The organism is Micromonospora sp. GCM10011541 (genome assembly GCF_042650725.1).
In the GTDB taxonomy this organism is placed as follows: Bacteria; Actinomycetota; Actinomycetes; order Mycobacteriales; family Micromonosporaceae; genus Micromonospora; species Micromonospora sicca.
The window spans coordinates 47,238-63,473 of record NZ_JBHSBP010000077.1 but is presented as its reverse complement, the minus strand read 5'-3'; the positions used below and the strand labels follow the sequence as shown (position 1 = coordinate 63,473).

Genomic DNA, 16,236 nt, shown 5'->3' with positions numbered 1-16,236 from the left:
TCGCGTCCATACCGAGTCCGACCTGCGAGTCTTCCTACGCTGGTGCACCGGCCAGGACCTCGACCCGCTGGTGGCGGCACGGGTGGACATCGAGCGGTGCGTGCGTTGGCTGCAGGACGTACGCGGTACCAGCCCTCGACGGTGTCGCGGCGCCTGTCCGTCGTGGTCGGGTTCTATCGGGTCTGCGTCATCGACGCCATCCTGGACCACTCGCCGGCCGACTACGTCCGCCGGCCCACGGTGCCGGCCGAGTCGCCGACTCTCGGGCTGGGTCACCTGCAGTTCGAGGCCCTGATCACCACCGCCCGGCTGTCGACCAACCCGAACGACTTCGCCCTGGTCGCGCTTCTGGGCCTGCTCGGCCTGCGGATCTTCGAAGCCTGCGGGGCCAGCATCACCGACCTGGGCGAGGAGCACGGCCCACCGGGTACTGCGCGTGCGCGGCAAGGGTGGCAAGGTCGTGCTCGTCCCGCTGCCACCCGCAGGGCCCGAGCCATCGACCGGGCCGTCGACGACCGCACCAGCGGGCCGATCCTGCGCAACACCCTCGGCGTGCGGATGGACCGGCACGCCGCCACCCGCCGGCTCAAGCACCTGGCCGCAGGGCTTCGGATGCCGAGGAGGCATCCCCACATGCCGCGCCACACGTTCGTGACGACCATGCTCGACGCCGGCGTCAGCCTGCGCGACGTGCAAATCGCCGCCCGCCACGCCGACCCGCGAACCATGCGCTACGACCGGGCCCGCAAGAACCTCGACCGGCACCCCAACTACATCCTGGCCGCGTACATGCCCTCCGGGACATAGCCGGCCGCTCGCGGCTTGCCGATGATCGCGTACTTGATCAAGCGCCGAGCATGGGCTCAGTCGATTGGTGGTCCAGACGCGACCCGGCGTCTGGACCACCATTCACGGAATGTCTTTCACCCAAGACGTTTGGGTCCGAGGTAGCTGCCGCCGGTGGCGTCGATGAGGTTGGCGGTGAGCCAGGCGCTGTCATCGCTGGCGAGGAACGCGACGACGTTGGCGATGTCGGCGGGTGTGCCGACGCGTTCGATCGCCTGACCTGCCGCGACCATGGCCTGCGCCTGCGGCCGGTCGAGGAAGAACGCGGTCTTGTCGGTGCGGGTCGGGCCGGGGGCGACGGTGTTGATGGTGATGCCCCGTGAGCCGACCTGGTTGGCCACGTTGCGGGTGAGGGTTTCGATCGCGGCCTTGGTCATGGCGTACGCCAGCTCGCCGGGTAGGGCGATGCGGGTGACCCCGGAGCCGATGTTGATGATGCGTCCACCCTGGCCCATCAGGGGCAGCGCCTTTTGGATGAGGAAGAACGGCGCGCGCACGTTGACCGCGAAGAGCCGGTCGAATGCTTGCGGGGTCTCAGTGTCGATGCCGCCGTCGGAGTCGTTGATGCCCGCGTTGTTGACCAGGATGTCCAAGCGGGTCCGCCCGGTCCGCTCTCGCAACCCCGCCTGCACTGCGTGGATCACGGTGTCGGCGTCGCCGTCGATGCCTAGCTCGGCCTGGATGGCGAAGGCTCGGCCTCCGGCCGCCTCGATCGTGGCCACCGTGTCCTTGGCGGCGGTGTCGTTGCTTGCGTAGTGCACCACAACCAAGGCGCCATCTGCCGCCAGGCGCTCGCAGATCCCCCGGCCGATGCCCCGGGAGCCCCCGGTGACCAGCGCGGTCTTGCCCATGAGTGCTGTCATGCCCCCACTCCTCCAACTGTTTATCCCGTAAGCAGTACGGTTTATGTTATACACAGTTAGGTGGCCGGGCGTCAACGCCGGCCATGAGCCGCATGTTGAGAGGCACCGATGAAGGCTGAAGTCAGCGCCATGGATCTGCTGTGGGGACGCAGCGCACGACGCAGCCGCGGACCGCGGCCGGTGCTCAGCGTGGCGCAGATCGCCGAGGCCGCCGTCGAGATCGCCGACGCCGAAGGGCTGGCCACGGTGACGATGCAGCGGGTGGCCGACCGGTTCGGCTTCACCGCCATGTCTCTGTACCGGTACGTGCCCGGCCGCGCGGAGTTGATCGCCCTGATGATCGACACCGCGTTGGGTGTCGCCCCGCCCATCGACACCCCGGAGGGTTGGCGCCCGGCGCTGCGCCAATGGGCTCGGCACCTGTGCGACGTGTTCCGGCGCCACCCCTGGGTGACCCAAGCCACCACCCAGGCCCGGCCCATCGGACCCAACGAGCTGGGCTGGCTGGAACGTGCGGTCGCGGCCCTGGCCGGCACCGGACTGACCGGAGCGGAACGGGTGGACGCGGTGGTGGTCCTCACCGGCCATGTCCGCAACCAGATCCAGGCCGAAATGGGCATCGCCGCCGATGGCGGGGTCCACCTCGCCGTCGCGCTGGCCGAGACGCTACGCGAGCATGCCGCCGACTATCCCGCCCTCACCGAAGCCGCCGACAGCGGCGCGTTCGGCCCTGGCGACAACGACGGCTTCGAGTTTGGGCTGGAATGCATCCTCAACGGCATCGCCGCGACCATCGCCACGCGGCCAAGGGGTGCAATGCGGGGCTCAGGTGGCGACAGACGCCCGGCCGCGCAACGCGTCGCGCAGAGCCGCTCCGACCGTGGCATACAGCGCCGCACCCGAACCGACCCCGGCCACCAGCCCTACGATCGCGGCAGTGCCGCCGAGCGCGTAGATCAAGAACCCGGCGAGGCCGAGGACGGTCATCGCCGCCCCGAGCCAGTGGTAGAGCGGCATACGCCAGATCCGGGCGAGTCCGAAGAAATGCACGCCGACCACCAGCGCCACCCACGCGACCGACACCGCCGTATGGTGCAGGACGCCGTTGACCACGGCTAGGCCTCCGAACAGCGCTCCCGCCTCCAGGGCGACGATGAGCCAGTAGCGACGGTCCATGTAGTCGGACGCCGGCGCCTGCGTCGCAGGCGGTGCCCCGCGGACCACGAGCACGAGTCCAACGATGAGCAGCGCCGCCACGACCAGTCCGACTGCGCGGATGACGAGGGGCCACGGAGCGGGCAGGCCAGCGCTGTTGACCAGCACGAAGACGGTGCCGAACGCGATGGCGACCATCGATCCGACCACGATTCCGGCAGGCCGCCCCCTGCTCTCTGGCATCGTCATGCGCCGCAGCTTACCGACGTCATCCATACAACGTCGAATGATCTTCTCGTCTGTCCACCGTGGCATCAGCGCATCCGCTTCTGCCGCGATCCGCGCGGCTGCGCCGCTTGGCCGAGGTTGCAGAGGAATGTGGTTAGGTTCGGCCGGTGAGATTCGACTTCGAAGACTGGATGCGCCGGACGTTTTCACGGTGGAACGCCGTCACGATTGCTGCCACCATCCTCGGCTTGCTCCTCCAGCAGCTTGTCGAGCCGGACCGGCAGGTCGCGGACCCGTACCCCGGTCGCGTGGTGCACGGCGCTCGTGATCGCGGCGGCCGCGCCCACGATGCCGATCTCGCCCAGCCCCTTCACCCCGGCCGGGTTGAGGTCGGGGTCCTCCTCCGGCAGCCAGTACGCCTCGATCCGCTCCACGTCCGCGCAGCCGCTGATGTGGTACATGGCGAAGTCGTGGTTGACCCAGTCGCCGTACCGCTCGTCAAGCACGCCCTCCTCGTGCAGCGCCATCGACATCCCCATCGTCATGCCGCCGATGAGCTGGCCGCGGGCGGTGGTCGGGTTCACCACCCGACCGGCGGCGAAGACGCCGAGCAGGCGGGGCACCCGGACCTCGCCGGTGTCCGCGTCCACCCGCACCTCGCAGAAGTGGGCGCCGTAGGCGTACCGGGGCAGGGGGCGTTGGGCGCGGACCTCGTCGGCCGTGCTCACCTCGACCGTCAGCCCGTCGGCCGGCACCGCCCCGCCCGGGGCCTGCCGGAGCCGGTCGCGCAGCCCCTCGCAGGCCCGGATCACCGCCCAGCTCCACGAGGCGGTGCCCATCGAGCCGCCGGCCACGCCCGCGGCCGGCAGGTCGCTGTCGCCCACCCGGATCGCCACCCGGTCCACGGGTACGCCCAGCGCGTCGGCGGCCACCTGCCACAGCGCGGTCCGCGCGCCGGTGCCGATGTCGGTCGCGTTGATCCGTACCTCGAAGGTGCCGTCCGGTGCGGCGGTGGCCGCCGCCGCGGCGGCCCGGGCGCGGGCCGGGTAGCTGGCGCCCGCGACGCCGGTGCCGACCAGCCAGCGGCCGTCGCGCCGGACCCCCGGCGTCGGGTCGCGATCCGCCCAGCCGAACCGGCGTGCCCCGTCACGCAGGCAGGCCACCAGGTTCCGGCTGGTGAACGGCTGCTTTTGCTCGGGATCGACGGTCGGGTCGTTGCGGATCCGCAGCTCGACCGGGTCGACGCCGCACGCCGTCGCCAGCTCGTCCATTGCGGACTCCAGGGCGTACGCGCCCGGGCACTCGCCCGGCGCTCGCATCCAGAACGGGGTCGGCACGTCCAGCCGGACCACCCGGTGGGTGGTGCGTCGGTGGCGGCCGGCGTACATGCTGCGGGTGTAGACGGCGGCCTGCTCGGTGAACTCGGTCAGCGTCGAGGTCTGGCTGATGGCGTCGTGGCAGACCGCGGCGATCCGGCCGTCGGCGTCGGCGCCGAGCCGGACCCGCTGGATGGTGGGGGTGCGGTACCCGATCGGGCCGAAGAGCTGTTGCCGGGTCAGGGCCAGCCGGACGGGCCGGTCCACCTGCCGGGCGGCCAGCGCGGCGAGCACCACGGCCGCCTTGGCGTACCCCTTGCTGCCGAATCCGCCGCCGACGTGCTCGGCGACCACCCGGACCGCCTCCCGGGGCAGCGCGAACAGCTCGGCGAGGGTGGCCTGCACCGGGGAGGAACCCTGGTTGGAGTCGTGCACCAGCAGCCGCCCGTCCTGCCACCGTGCGGTGGTGGCGTGCGGCTCCATCGGGTTGTTGTGGTAGGCCGGGGTCCGGTAGGTGGCGTCGATCCGGACCTCGGCGGCGGCGAAGCCGGCGTCGAAGTCGCCGTCCTCCGTGTCGGCCGGATAGCTCGGGTTGACCTTGTCCGGCCGGTACAGTCCCGGGTGGTGTTCGGAGAGCACGGTGCTGTGCGGCTCGGTGTCGTAGTCGATCCGGACCAGCCGGGCCGCCTCCCGGGCCGCCTCGATGCTCTCCGCCACCACGACGGCGACGAACTGTCCCCGGTAGTGCACGGTCGGCTCCTGGAGCAGGAACAGGTCCGCGTCCACCCCGGGCGTCAGGCGGGGCGCGTTGCCGTGGTGCAGCACGTCGAGCACCCCGGGCAGGGCCAGCGCCGGGGCCGCGTCGACCCGGACGATCCGGCCGCGGGTCGCGGCCGCCGGCACCGCCCAGCCGTACGTGACGTCCTCGACCGGGTACTCGACCGCGTACCGGGCCGCCCCGGTGACCTTGTCCCGGCCCTCCAGCCGCGGATGTTCCCGGCCCACCGCGCCGACCGGCGGCGCGCTCACGGCCGCACCGATCCGGCCAGTCCGGTCAGCGCGCGGACGGTGAGGTTGCGGATCAGTGGCACCTTGAACCCGTTGTGCCGCAACGGCCGGGCCGCGGCGAGCTCGGCGTCCGCCGCCTGGGCGGCGAGCTCGGCGGTGAACGGTCGGCCGCGCAGCAGCTCCTCCGCCCGGTACGCCCGCCACGGCCGGTGCGCGACCGCGCCGTAGGCCAGCCGGACGTCGCGGACCACGTCCCCGTCCAGGTCCAGCGCCGCCGCGACCGAGCCGACGGCGAACGCGAACGCGGCCCGGTCGCGCACCTTGAGGTAGGTGGACCGCCGGGCGAACGGCAGCGGCGGGACCCGTACCGCGGTGATCAGCGCGCCGCGGGGGAGTGTGGTCTCCCGTTCGGGGTGGTGGCCGGGTGTCCGGTGCAGCTCGGTGAGCGGCACGTCGCGGGGGCCGTCCGGCTCGCGTACCTCCGCCACGGCGTCCAGCGCGACCAGGGCGACCGCCAGGTCCGACGGGTGGGTCGCCACGCAGCGCTCGGACCAGCCGAGGATGGCCAGCTCGCGGTTCTGCCCGTGCAGCGCCGCGCAGCCGGTGCCGGGCTCCCGCTTGTTGCACGCCTTCGCGGTGTCCTGGAAGTAGGCGCAGCGGGTGCGTTGCAGCAGGTTGCCACCGGTGGTCGCCATGTTGCGCACCTGCCCGGAGGCGGCGTCGAGCAGGGCCCGGGCGAGCAGCGGGTAGTCCCGCCGGACCAGCGGATGCGCCGCGAGGTCGCTGTTGCGCACGGTGGCCCCGATCCGCAACCCGCCGTCGGGCCCGGGCTCCACCGTGTCCAGCGGCAGCCCGGTGACGTCCACCAGCAGGCCCGGCCGTTGCACGCCGAGCTTCATCAGGTCCACCAGGTTGGTCCCGCCGCCCAGGTACGCCGCCTCCGGGTCCGCGTCCAGCAGTGCGACCGCGTCCGTGACGTCCGCCGGCCGGTGGTAGCGGAACGCTCTCACCGGGCCGCCGCCGCCGCGCGGATCGCGGTCACGATGTTCGGGTACGCGGCGCAGCGGCACAGGTTGCCGCTCATCCGTTCCCGGACCTCCGCGTCGGTCAGCTCCACCGGCCCGTCGAGGTCCCCGGTCACCGCGCTGGGCCAGTCCCGGGTCACCTCGTCGAGCATGCCCCGGGCGGAGCAGAGCTGGCCGGGGGTGCAGTAGCCGCACTGGAAGGCGTCGTGCGCGACGAAGGCGGCCTGGAGCGGGGAGAGCCCGTCCGGTCCGGCGAGTCCCTCCACGGTGGTCACCTCCCGGCCGTCCAGGGTGACGGCCAGGATCAGGCAGCTCTTCACCCGCCGGCCGTCGAGCAGCACCGTGCACGAGCCGCACTGGCCGTGGTCGCAGCCCTTCTTGCTGCCGGTCAGGCCGAGCCGTTCCCGCAACGCGTCCAGCAGGGTGGTCCGGTTGTCCAGGGTCAGGTCGTGGCCGCCGCCGTTGACGGTGAGGGCGATCCGGCTCGACCACTGGTCGTCCGCCGGATTCCCGCTCTCCCGCCCGCCCCGCACCGGGCCAGACTACCGTCGTTCCTACCGTTAACGGACAAAACCGGGCGAACGCCCGACGGGTGGGGATCGGCGCATGGACGACGTACTGGCCGCGGCGCGGGACTGGCGCCGGCGGGGCATCCCGTTCGGCCTGGCCACCGTGGCGTCCAGCGCCGCGGGCGGCCTGACCGCACCGGGTGACCTGCTGGCCGTGGACCCGTCCGGCGACGTGCGCGGTGGCATCCCCGCCGGCTGCGTCGAGTCGGCGGTGCTCGACGCGGCCCGGCGGAACGGCGGCACCGGTCGGGCACGGCACGGACTGCACGGCCCGATCCACCGCGCCCCGGACCGGGCCCGCCGGCCCGCCGGGTCGCTGCGGTGACCGTCGCCGGGCTGCTGCTCGCCGCCGGGGCGGGGCGCCGGTTCGGCCGGCCCAAGGCGCTGGTCGAGCTGGACGGCGAGCCGCTCGTCCGGCGCGCGGTCCGGCTGCTCCGGGCCGGCGGCTGTGCGCCGGTCCACGTCGTCGTCGGCGCGGGCGCGGACGCGCTGCCCGAACTGCCCGGGGCCGTGCTCGTCGTCAACCGGCACTGGCGGGACGGGCTGGGCGGTTCGCTGCGCCACGGCCTGGCGTCGCTGCCCGATCAGGTCCGCGCCGCCGTGGTGGTGCTCGTCGACCAGCCGTCGCTCACCCCGGCGGCGGTACGCCGGGTGTGCGCGGCCCACGCCGCCGGCGCGCCCGTCGCGGCCGCCGGCTACGCCGGACGGGTCGGGCACCCGGTGCTGCTCGACCGCGCCGTGTGGCCGCTGCTCGACCGGTACGCGACCGGGGACCGGGGCGCCCGCGACCTCCTGCGGGCCCGTCCCGACCTGGTGACCGTGGTGCCCTGCGACGGCCTGGGCTCGCCCCGGGACGTGGACACCCCGGCCGACCTGGCTCGGCACGGGTCGGCGGGTCACCAGGAGTGACGAAGGGGCAGGCCGAGGAAGTGGGCGTACCCGTCCAGCGCCGCCTCGACCCGGGTCCGCAGCCCCGGGTCGAACGGGGCCAGCGGGTGCACGGTGACCGTGGCCCGGCTCTTGGTGAGGGTGCGCTTCCAGGTGCCCACCACCCGCCCGGCGCGGACGACCGTGGCCTGGAAGATCCCGTTGCCGCCGGGGATGACCGCCTGCTTGTGCGCCGGGTCGAGCATCAGGCTCCGGTCCTTGAACCCGAGCAGGTATTCGTCGAACCCAGGGAGCACGTGCAGGTCGTCGACCTGCTCCCTGGGCGCGTCGAGCAGCGCCGCGTCGACGACCGCCTCGGTGTCGTCGACCCGGACGGTGGCCAGGGCGTCGCCGGCCACCGCGATGCCGCGTTTCGCGTCGGCGGCGGTCAGCCCGGTCCAGCCGGCGAAGTCCTGCCGGGTGGTGGGGCCGTGGCTGCGGAAGTAGCGCACCGCCAGGATGCCCAGCGCCTCGTCGCGCTCCGGCCGGTGCGGGTCGGGCGCCCACTCGTCCAGCACGGCGAACGTCTGCTCCGAGCCGACGTGCGGGGCGATGCAGGTGACGCCGCGCTGGCTCGCGTACCAGAGCAGGTGGTAGCCGCGCTGCCCGGCGGTGTCGATCCCGGCCGCCGCGAGGGTGGCGAGGCACTCGGCGCGGGTGAGCCGGCCGCCGCCGGCCAGCGCGGCGCCCAGCACGTCGGCCGCCCGGTCGGCCTCGGCCTCGGTGAGCCCCAGGGTGGCCCGCCGCGCCGCCGCGCCGGCCAATGTGCGGACGCCGGTCACCGCCAGCATCCACCGGGCGTCCCGCGCCGGTACGAGGTGGACCGTCCCGCGCATCGGCCAGGTCCGCAGCGCCTCCCGGCGCTCCAGCGCCGCCCGCACGTCGGCGACCGTGCGCCCCGGCAGGCGTACGCCCAGCGACCACAGGCCGCTCGCCACGTCCTGGGCCTGCATGGCGCCGAACCACTCGACCACCCCGGCCACGTCGTCCGGCCGGGCGGTCGGGTGCGGGCGCAGCAGCAGGCTGGTCATCCGCAGGGCCAGCGCCTCCGCGCCGGTGAGCCGCACGTCCACGGGCCGCCTTCCGTCGGTGGTGGCGGCCAGCATAGGCGGCCGGTCCGACGTTTCCGGGGTGGACGTGACCGGGCGGGTGGGCTGGTCGCCCACCCGCCCGGGTTGTCCGCGTCAGCCGGCAGAACCGTCAGCGGTTCCGGCGCGCCCGCTCGGGCACGTCCGCGTCGACCAGTTCGCGGCGGACCTGCGCGTTGACCGGCTCCTCCTCGACCACCTCGTCCTTGTCGAGCCGCACCCGCTCGACCGGGACCTGGTCCTTGGCGGCCACCGGATGCTCGGCGCGCAGCTCCATCTCCCGCTGCTCGTCGCCGATGTCCGGCCGGACGTCGCCCCGGTTCGCCGCGGTGATCGGCTCGCGGACCACGCTCACCTCGTCGTGCTCCACCGGGACCGCGGTCTGCACGTTCTCGGTCACCACGTGCTTGCGGAGCCGGGCCGTGCCGGCGGGCTCGCTCTCGGTACCGACCCGCAGCCGCTCCTCCGAGCGGACCACCTCGGGCGCGCCCGGCATCCGCTGCGGCGGCTGCTCCGGTTGCCGGGCCGCGCCCTGCTGCTGGAGCTGGTAGTGCTGATACAGCTGGGTGAGCTGGTCCGTGCCGAGCGGCTGGTCGGTGCCCGTTTCGACGTTGGGCGCGCTGCGGACGGTCGCCTTGTCGTACGCCACCTGGAGGCGGCCGTTCTCCTGCATCCGGGCCGCCTGAAGCGGGGCCATCGACTCGTGGTGGCCCATCACCCCGGTCTTCACGCTGACCCAGGTGGGCTCGCCGGCGGCGTCGGCCCAGACCTGGCCCACACTGCCGATCTTCGCACCCGAACGGTCCTGGACGTCCTGTCCGTACAGCGAACGGATCTGCTGCTCGGTCAGTCGCATGGTTCGTCCTTCCTCTCGTGGGTCACGACCTGGGTCCCCGCCGGGGTCCGTGGCATTCGCCGGATCCGGGACGAACTGGAGCAGAAGTGCCGGAAGTGACCTGGGCTGCACGCATAAGCGTCGCTGTAGCGGGGATGCGCCAGCCGCGATCGACGCGAGGAATGCGAGGTGTGGGATGACAGCGTCCAGCGAACCGGCCGGCGGCGCCGGCAGGGGCGCGGCCCGGCCGGCCGCCCCGGCGACCCAGGCCAAGACCAGCGCCGCCGCCACTTTCGCGCTGGTCTTCGGAGTGGCCGGCCTGCTCAGCGTGCTCACCGCGATCCTGGCGTCGGTGGGGCTGCTGCTCGGCATCATCGGCGTCATCCTGGGCATCGTCGGGCTGAAGATGAGCCGGCGGCCCGGGGTGACCGGACGCGGCGTGGCCATCGGTGGCCTGGTGCTCAGCGCCCTGGCGGTGCTGCTCGGGCTGGCGCTCGCCGCCGGCATCAGCACCTTCCTCAACAACGAGCAGGCGGTGGACCGGCTGGAGAAGCGGGTCACCGACCTGCGCGACAAGCTCAACGACTGACCGACGGCCGGTCCCCGAATCACGGTGGCCGGTTAGGGTGGGCGGCGTGCTCCGTCAGGTCACCGGCATCCGGTACGTCACCCCGCTGCGCGAGGGCGGCTCGCTGCCCGGCGTGGTGGAGGCCGACGACCTCGGCACCTACGTGGCGAAGTTCCGCGGCGCCGGGCAGGGGCCGAAGGCGCTGGTGGCGGAGGTGATCTGCGGCGAACTGGCCCGCCGGCTCGGGCTGGCCGTGCCGCCGCTGGTGATGCTCACCATCGACCCGGTCATCGGCCGGGCCGAGCCCGACCAGGAGGTGCAGGAGCTGCTGCGCAACAGCGGCGGCGCGAACCTGGGGATGGACTTCCTGCCCGGCGCGCTCGGCTACGACCCGGTCGCCCACCCGGTCGAGGCGGAGCTGGCCTCCCGGGTGCTCTGGTTCGACGCGTTCACGGAAAACGTCGACCGGAGCTGGCGCAACCCCAACCTGCTGATCTGGCACCGGCAGCTGTGGCTGATCGACCACGGCGCCACCCTTTACTTCCACCACAATTGGCCGCGCGCCGAGGCCGCCGTGCACCGGGCCTACCGGGCCGACGACCACGTGCTCGCCCCGTACGCCACCCGGCTGGCCGAGGCGGACGCCGAGCTCGCCCCGCGGATCGACCGGGAGCTGCTCACCGAGGTCCTCGCGCTGGTGCCGGCGGAGTGGCTGACCGGCCCGGACTTCGACACCCCCGACGCCGCCCGGGCGGCGTACGTGGACCACCTGGCCCGGCGGGTGGCGCGGACCGACGCCTGGCTGCCCGCGGGGAGCGTGGCATGAGAGAGCCGTTCGAGTACGCGGTGATCCGGCTGGTGCCCCGGGTGGAGCGCGGCGAGCAGATCAACGTGGGCGTGCTCCTCTACTGCCAGGCCCGCGGTTTCCTCGGCGCGCGTACCCATCTGGACGCCGACCGGGCGCGCGCCCTGGCCCCCGACGTGGACCTGGAGGCGGTGGCGGCGGCGCTGGGCTCCTGGGACCGGACCTGCGGCGGCGACGGGCCGGCGCGGACGATGAAGCCGGGGGAGCGGTTCCGCTGGCTGGCCGCCCCGCGGAGCACGATGATCCAGGCGGGTCCGGTGCACACCGGGCTGACCGCCGATCCGGCGGCGGAGCTCGACCGGCTGATGGCCGCCCTGGTCCGCTGACCCCTGATCGCGCTACGCCAGCCTCGTCGCCGGCGGAGCGCGATCCCCCGTTCAGGTTCGCCGGTGTGGGGCGGCGGCGGGGTTCCGCCGACACCGGTGCGACCAGGATCCCCGGCCGGCGGAGCCACGGCACCGTTGCGGATCGGAACTTGCGGAAATCTTGAGCAGGCGCAACCTATCGACCTCGATGACTGTGTGCGGTGACCGTTTGACGCCGCAAGCAACGGGTAGTCGCCGGAGCTGATCCGATTTGAGGAGGGAACGTCTGATGGATGGTCGGACCAAGGTCGCGGTGATCTACTACAGCGCGACCGGCATCACCTACCAAATGGCGCAGTCAGCGGTCGAAGCCGCCGGCGAGGCCGGGGCCGAGGTGCGCCTGCGCAAGGTACGTGAGCTGGCGCCCGACGAGGCGATCCGCTCCAACTCCGGGTGGCAGGCGCACCACCTGGAGACCCAGGACGTGATGGAGGCGCAGCTCGACGACCTCTCCTGGGCCGACGTGGTGATCTTCGGCTCGCCCACCCGGTACGGCCTGGTCGCCGCCCAGCTCAAGCAGTTCATCGACACCACCGGCCCGCTCTGGGCCCAGGGCTCGCTGGCCAACAAGGTGTACTCGGCGTTCTGCTCGACGGCCACCTCGCACGGCGGCCAGGAGTCCACCCTGCTGGCGCTGTTCAACGTCTTCTACCACTGGGGTGGCATCGTGGTGGCCCCCGGCTACACCGACCCCAGCCAGTTCGTCGCGGGCAACCCGTACGGCGCCTCCCACACCAGCAACAACGGCGAGACCGCGCCCGACGACATCGCGCTCAAGGCGACCGCGCTGACCGTCCGACGCGCGGTGCAGATCAGCACGGCGCTGAAGAAGGGCCTCGCCGGCTGACCCCGGCCGGTGGCGACCGGTGGTCGGATGGAGGCTCTCGACCCGTCCGGACCACCGGTCGCCCTTGAGCCCTACCCCCGATCGACCGGACCATGCCCGGTCAGGGCCGGGTGGGCGAGCAGATGCCCGAGCAGGTCGGCCAGCACGGCCAGGCCGTCCCGGCTGAGCACCGACTCCGGGTGGAACTGCACCCCGGCGAAACCCGGTCCGCGCAGCGCGTGCACCGCCCCGTCGGCCGGGTCCCGGGACAGCTCCACCGGCCCGTACGCGCTGGCCACCCGGTCGGCGTCGGCGCGCGCGGTGAACGTGGAGTAGAAGCCCACCCGGCGGGTCGCCCCGAAGACCCCCACGTCCCGCTGCAACCCCTGATACGGGGCTTCCCTTCGGTGCAGCGGCAGCCCGAGCAGCCCGGAGAGCAGCTGATGCCCGAGGCAGACCGCCAGCGTCGGTCGGCCGGCCTCCAGCAGGCCCGCCAGCAGCGCCCGCATCGTCGCCATCTTCGGCGCGGTGAGATCGCCCGGATCGCCCGGCCCGGGGCCGACCACCACCAGGTCGTACCCGTCCACCGGGGCGGGTTCCCGCCAGTCGCGGCGGTCCACCCGCAGGCCGAGCGCGCCGAGCTGGTGGGCGAGCATGCCGGTGAAGGTGTCCTCACCGTCCACGATCAACGCCCCCAGGCCGGTGAGCCCGGGCAGCGCGGACGCGCCGGGCGTGCGCTGGTCGAGCCAGAACCGGGCCAGCGGGGCGTTGCGGGCGGCCAGCGCCGCGCGGACCTCCGGGTCGTCGCCCAGCCGGGCCGCCGGGCGGGCGCCGGCCTCCGGCGCGTCCGGGCCGAGGCCGAGCGCCGCCAGCACCCCGGCCGCCTTCGCGTGCGTCTCCGCCACCTCGCCCGCCGCGGTGGAGTGCCGCACCAGGGTCGCCCCGACCGGCACCCGCAGCTCGCCCGCGGGGGAGAGCTCCGCGGTCCGGATCAGGATCGGCGCGTCCAGGGTCTGCCGGCCGGCGTCGTCGCGGCCGAGCAGCGCGAGGACGCCCGCGTAGTAGCGGCGGCCCACCCGCTCGTGCCGGGCGATCACCCGGCAGGCGTTCTCCATCGGGCTGCCGGTGACCGTCGGGGCGAACATCGTCTCCCGCAACACCTCCCGGACGTCCCGCGAACCGCGCCCCGCGAGCAGGTACTCGGTGTGCGCGAGGTGCGCCATCTCCTTCAGGTACGGCCCGACCACCTGACCGCCGTGCTCGGCGACCGTGGCCATCATCTTCAGCTCCTCGTCGAGCACCATGTACAGCTCCTCGACCTCCTTCGGGTCGTGGAGGAAGCGCAGCAGGGCGTCGCGGTCCGCCGCCGCGCCGGTGTGCCGGAACGTGCCGCTGATCGGGTTCATCATCACCAGGCCGTCGTCGACGCTGACGTGCCGTTCCGGGCTGGCCCCGACCAGGGTCCGGGTCCCGGTGTGCACCACGAACGTCCAGTACGCGCCGCGCTCGCGCAGCAGCAGCCGGCGCAGCGCGGCCAGCGCCGCCACCAGCGGCGGCCCCTGCACGGTGGCCCGCATGGTCCGGTGGATGACGAAGTTCGCGCCCTCGCCCCGGCCGATCTCGTCGGCGAGCACCCGGCCGACCGTCGCGGCGTACTCGTCGTCGGCGATGTCGAAGCCCGCCCCGGTGCTGCGTACCGGGCCGTCGGGCAGGACGTCGAGCGCCTCGGCCAGTCCGATCCGATGGTGTTCGGAGATCACCAGGCACTCCAGCGGCACCCCGTCGTCGACGCAGGCGAAGCCGCGCTCGCCGATCTGCCGGTACGGGACCAGGGCCAGCGTGCGGGGGCCGGGCGGGCCGTCCGGCAGCGGGATGTCGGCGAGCCGGTCGGCCGTGCGTACGGTGCCGGTGAACAGCTCGAGGTGGTCGGCGCCCTCGCGGCGGACGACGGCGAACGGGCCGGGGTCGACGCCGTCGGCGACGGCGGCGAGCAGGTCGTGCGGGCGGGTCATCGAGGTCTCCTCGGGCCGGGAGCCGCCGGCGGGGCGGCCCGGGATGCCGGGGAGAGACCGGCGGCCGCCTCGTCGGGCGGCCGCGTGGGAAAGCTACGCGCGGGGGTGGGCCGCCGGGTCGGCGGGCCACCAGCAGGACAGGTGCGCGGGCATGGCGATCACTGTACGCGACCCGTCGGGCCCCGGGAACCCGATCGCCGCGCCGCGGCCGAGTCGGGATCTTGGCTTCGCCAGCCGCCCTGCCGGGTAGGTTGACCGGCGATGGACATTCTCGCTCTCGACCTGGGCACCTCCTCCGTGCGGGCACTCGTGCTGGACGCGGACGCCATCCCGCGGCCCGGCGCGCTGGCCCGGCGGAAGGTGCACCTGGTCACCGGCGAGGACGGCAGCGGCACGCTGGACGGCCGGCGGTACCTCGCCTGCCTGCTGGAGTGCCTGGACGAGCTGGCCGACGCCGGCCACCTGCGCGACATCGAGCTGGTGACGGCCTCGGCGCAGTGGCACTCGGTGGTCCCGCTGGACGCCGACGGCGAGCCGATCGGGCCGGTGCTGACCTGGCTGGACACCCGGCCGGAGCCGCCCGCGGGCGCGGCCGGTCCGGCCGACCCGGACGCCTTCCACCAGCGCACCGGCACCTGGTGGCACCGCTGCTTCTGGTCGCTCCGGCTGCCCTGGCTGCGGGAGCGCGCGGGCACCCCGGTCGCCCGCTTCGCCGGCCTGGCCGAGTACGTCCTCGGGGTGCTGCTCACCGAGGCGCCCGTCTCCATCTCGATGGCCTCCGGGACCGGGCTGGTCGACCTGCGCCGGCTGGACTGGGACCCGGAGGCGTGCGACCTGGCCGGCGTACGCCCCGGCGAGCTGCCCCGGTTGGCCCCGATGGAATGGCGCGGCCGGCTGCGGCCGGAGTACGCCCGGCGCTGGCCGCAGCTGGCCGGAGCGCGGTGGACCGCGCCGGTGGGCGACGGCGCGGCGTCCAATGTGGGCTCCGGCTGCGTCGACCCGTCCCGGGCCGCGGTCACCGTCGGCACGTCGGCCGCGGTACGCCTCATCCAGCGGGTGCCGGCCGGAGCGGAGCTGCCGCCGCTGTCCCATCAGCTGTGGCGCTACCGGGTGGACCACGAGCACGTGGTGACCGGGACGGCGTACTCCAGCGGCGGGAACATCTTCGCCTGGGCCCAGCGGGAGCTGCGGCTGCCCAGCGGCGCCGAGTTGGAGGCGGCGCTGTTCCGGGTGCCGGCGGACGGCCGGGTGATGGCCAATCCCCGCTTCGGCGGTGACCGCCCGCCGGGCTCGGCCCCGGCGGGCTCCGGTGAGCTGCGCGGGCTCAGCTTCGGCACCACCGCCGTCGACCTGCTCGCCGAGTTGATGAGGGGCCTGTGCCGGCTGGTCGCCAAGGACCTGACGGTGCTGGAGGCCGGCGTGGTGAAGCCGGCCGAGGTGGTGCTCGGCGGGGGAGCGATGGCCGCCTCGGCGTGGTGGCGGCAGGCCTTCGTCGCCGCGCTGGCCCCACGACCGGTCCGGCACCAACGACATCCGGAGATCGGGGCGACCGGGGCGGCGTTGGTGGCGCTGGGCCGGGTCGCCGACGGGGGACGGATCGGCGGCATCGGCCGGACGGACTAGGTGGACGCGCCGAACACCGTAGCCGGTGCCCGGCCGGGCTGACCGTCCTCGTTCACCGGCCGGTCAGGCCGTTGACACCGCACGCCGGCCTGGTTGGATGGACTGCGCTCCCCGAGG

16 protein-coding genes are annotated in these 16,236 nt (G+C 73.9%); 9 read left to right on the top strand and 7 right to left on the bottom strand.

Annotated elements, in window-relative coordinates:
• Nucleotides 1-141 precede the first annotated feature (141 nt).
• Nucleotides 142-807, top strand: coding sequence for a tyrosine-type recombinase/integrase (locus ACFOYX_RS28895; RefSeq protein ID WP_322441767.1), 666 nt, complete (start codon nt 142-144; stop codon nt 805-807).
• 116 nt (nt 808-923) lie between these two features.
• On the opposite strand, the gene ACFOYX_RS28890 is transcribed toward ACFOYX_RS28895, so the two are convergent.
• Nucleotides 924-1,709, bottom strand: a complete 786-nt coding sequence (locus ACFOYX_RS28890; protein WP_322441768.1) for an SDR family oxidoreductase — start codon at nt 1,707-1,709, stop codon at nt 924-926.
• Nucleotides 1,710-1,817: 108 nt separating this feature from the next.
• On the opposite strand from ACFOYX_RS28890, the gene ACFOYX_RS28885 reads away from it, so the two are divergent.
• On the top strand, nt 1,818-2,828 hold the full coding sequence (locus tag ACFOYX_RS28885; RefSeq protein WP_322441769.1) for a TetR/AcrR family transcriptional regulator C-terminal domain-containing protein: 1,011 nt from the start codon (nt 1,818-1,820) through the stop codon (nt 2,826-2,828).
• A gap of 470 nt (nt 2,829-3,298) precedes the next feature.
• Here ACFOYX_RS28885 and ACFOYX_RS28880 read toward each other — a convergent pair whose 3' ends face one another.
• From ACFOYX_RS28880 to ACFOYX_RS28870, 3 genes are read right to left on the bottom strand one after another with little or no spacing between them, the layout of a single operon-like run.
• Nucleotides 3,299-5,437 (bottom strand): xanthine dehydrogenase family protein molybdopterin-binding subunit, encoded by a 2,139-nt coding sequence (locus ACFOYX_RS28880; RefSeq protein ID WP_322441770.1) that lies wholly within the window; start codon nt 5,435-5,437, stop codon nt 3,299-3,301.
• On the bottom strand, nt 5,434-6,426 hold the full coding sequence (locus ACFOYX_RS28875) for a xanthine dehydrogenase family protein subunit M (protein ID WP_322441771.1): 993 nt from the start codon (nt 6,424-6,426) through the stop codon (nt 5,434-5,436). Before ACFOYX_RS28875 ends, ACFOYX_RS28880 begins: the two co-directional genes overlap by 4 nt.
• Nucleotides 6,423-6,920, bottom strand: a complete 498-nt coding sequence (locus ACFOYX_RS28870; protein WP_322441787.1) for a 2Fe-2S iron-sulfur cluster-binding protein — start codon at nt 6,918-6,920, stop codon at nt 6,423-6,425. The genes ACFOYX_RS28875 and ACFOYX_RS28870 overlap by 4 nt, the downstream gene beginning before the upstream one ends.
• A gap of 127 nt (nt 6,921-7,047) precedes the next feature.
• On the opposite strand from ACFOYX_RS28870, the gene ACFOYX_RS28865 reads away from it, so the two are divergent.
• Together ACFOYX_RS28865 and ACFOYX_RS28860 are read left to right on the top strand one after the other, a co-directional pair.
• A complete protein-coding gene (locus ACFOYX_RS28865; protein WP_322441772.1) occupies nt 7,048-7,335 on the top strand; it encodes an XdhC family protein in 288 nt (95 codons plus the stop codon).
• Nucleotides 7,332-7,919: a nucleotidyltransferase family protein gene (locus tag ACFOYX_RS28860; protein ID WP_322441773.1), complete on the top strand. Its 588-nt coding sequence runs from the start codon at nt 7,332-7,334 to the stop codon at nt 7,917-7,919. Before ACFOYX_RS28865 ends, ACFOYX_RS28860 begins: the two co-directional genes overlap by 4 nt.
• On the opposite strand, the gene ACFOYX_RS28855 is transcribed toward ACFOYX_RS28860, so the two are convergent.
• Both ACFOYX_RS28855 and ACFOYX_RS28850 read right to left on the bottom strand, forming a co-directional pair.
• A complete protein-coding gene (locus ACFOYX_RS28855) occupies nt 7,907-9,043 on the bottom strand; it encodes a winged helix DNA-binding domain-containing protein (protein WP_377534568.1) in 1,137 nt (378 codons plus the stop codon). The two genes, ACFOYX_RS28860 and ACFOYX_RS28855, sit on opposite strands and share 13 nt — an antisense overlap.
• 94 nt (nt 9,044-9,137) lie before the next feature.
• Complete coding sequence (locus ACFOYX_RS28850; protein ID WP_322441775.1) at nt 9,138-9,881, bottom strand: YsnF/AvaK domain-containing protein; 744 nt, start codon at nt 9,879-9,881, stop codon at nt 9,138-9,140.
• 175 nt (nt 9,882-10,056) lie between these two features.
• Between ACFOYX_RS28850 and ACFOYX_RS28845 the strand changes: the two genes are divergently transcribed.
• The 4 genes from ACFOYX_RS28845 to wrbA all read left to right on the top strand — a co-directional run bounded on the left by ACFOYX_RS28845 (nt 10,057) and on the right by wrbA (nt 12,505).
• Nucleotides 10,057-10,449 (top strand): DUF4190 domain-containing protein, encoded by a 393-nt coding sequence (locus ACFOYX_RS28845; protein WP_109802151.1) that lies wholly within the window; start codon nt 10,057-10,059, stop codon nt 10,447-10,449.
• 46 nt (nt 10,450-10,495) lie between these two features.
• Entirely contained in the window at nt 10,496-11,254 is a 759-nt protein-coding gene (locus ACFOYX_RS28840) for a HipA family kinase (RefSeq protein WP_322441777.1), read from the top strand.
• Nucleotides 11,251-11,619 (top strand): DUF3037 domain-containing protein, encoded by a 369-nt coding sequence (locus ACFOYX_RS28835; RefSeq protein ID WP_322441778.1) that lies wholly within the window; start codon nt 11,251-11,253, stop codon nt 11,617-11,619. The genes ACFOYX_RS28840 and ACFOYX_RS28835 overlap by 4 nt, the downstream gene beginning before the upstream one ends.
• Nucleotides 11,620-11,887: 268 nt before the next feature.
• A complete protein-coding gene (gene wrbA / locus ACFOYX_RS28830; protein WP_322441779.1) occupies nt 11,888-12,505 on the top strand; it encodes an NAD(P)H:quinone oxidoreductase in 618 nt (205 codons plus the stop codon).
• Nucleotides 12,506-12,576: 71 nt separating this feature from the next.
• On the opposite strand, the gene ACFOYX_RS28825 is transcribed toward wrbA, so the two are convergent.
• Nucleotides 12,577-14,496, bottom strand: a complete 1,920-nt coding sequence (locus tag ACFOYX_RS28825) for a chorismate-binding protein (RefSeq protein WP_322441780.1) — start codon at nt 14,494-14,496, stop codon at nt 12,577-12,579.
• A 261-nt stretch (nt 14,497-14,757) separates the two neighbouring features.
• Between ACFOYX_RS28825 and ACFOYX_RS28820 the strand changes: the two genes are divergently transcribed.
• Nucleotides 14,758-16,119, top strand: a complete 1,362-nt coding sequence (locus ACFOYX_RS28820) for an FGGY family carbohydrate kinase (RefSeq protein WP_322441781.1) — start codon at nt 14,758-14,760, stop codon at nt 16,117-16,119.
• The last annotated feature ends 117 nt before the right edge of the window (nt 16,120-16,236 follow it).

Coding starts and splice junctions, on each gene's coding strand:
- ACFOYX_RS28845 (WP_109802151.1), top strand. CDS start 10,057: ATGACAGCGTCCAGCGAACCGGCCGGCGGCGCCGGCAGGGGCGCGGCC.
- ACFOYX_RS28890 (WP_322441768.1), bottom strand. CDS start 1,709: ATGACAGCACTCATGGGCAAGACCGCGCTGGTCACCGGGGGCTCCCGG.
- ACFOYX_RS28825 (WP_322441780.1), bottom strand. CDS start 14,496: ATGACCCGCCCGCACGACCTGCTCGCCGCCGTCGCCGACGGCGTCGAC.
- ACFOYX_RS28885 (WP_322441769.1), top strand. CDS start 1,818: ATGAAGGCTGAAGTCAGCGCCATGGATCTGCTGTGGGGACGCAGCGCA.
- ACFOYX_RS28850 (WP_322441775.1), bottom strand. CDS start 9,881: ATGCGACTGACCGAGCAGCAGATCCGTTCGCTGTACGGACAGGACGTC.
- ACFOYX_RS28865 (WP_322441772.1), top strand. CDS start 7,048: ATGGACGACGTACTGGCCGCGGCGCGGGACTGGCGCCGGCGGGGCATC.
- ACFOYX_RS28820 (WP_322441781.1), top strand. CDS start 14,758: ATGGACATTCTCGCTCTCGACCTGGGCACCTCCTCCGTGCGGGCACTC.
- wrbA (WP_322441779.1), top strand. CDS start 11,888: ATGGATGGTCGGACCAAGGTCGCGGTGATCTACTACAGCGCGACCGGC.
- ACFOYX_RS28855 (WP_377534568.1), bottom strand. CDS start 9,043: ATGCTGGCCGCCACCACCGACGGAAGGCGGCCCGTGGACGTGCGGCTC.
- ACFOYX_RS28835 (WP_322441778.1), top strand. CDS start 11,251: ATGAGAGAGCCGTTCGAGTACGCGGTGATCCGGCTGGTGCCCCGGGTG.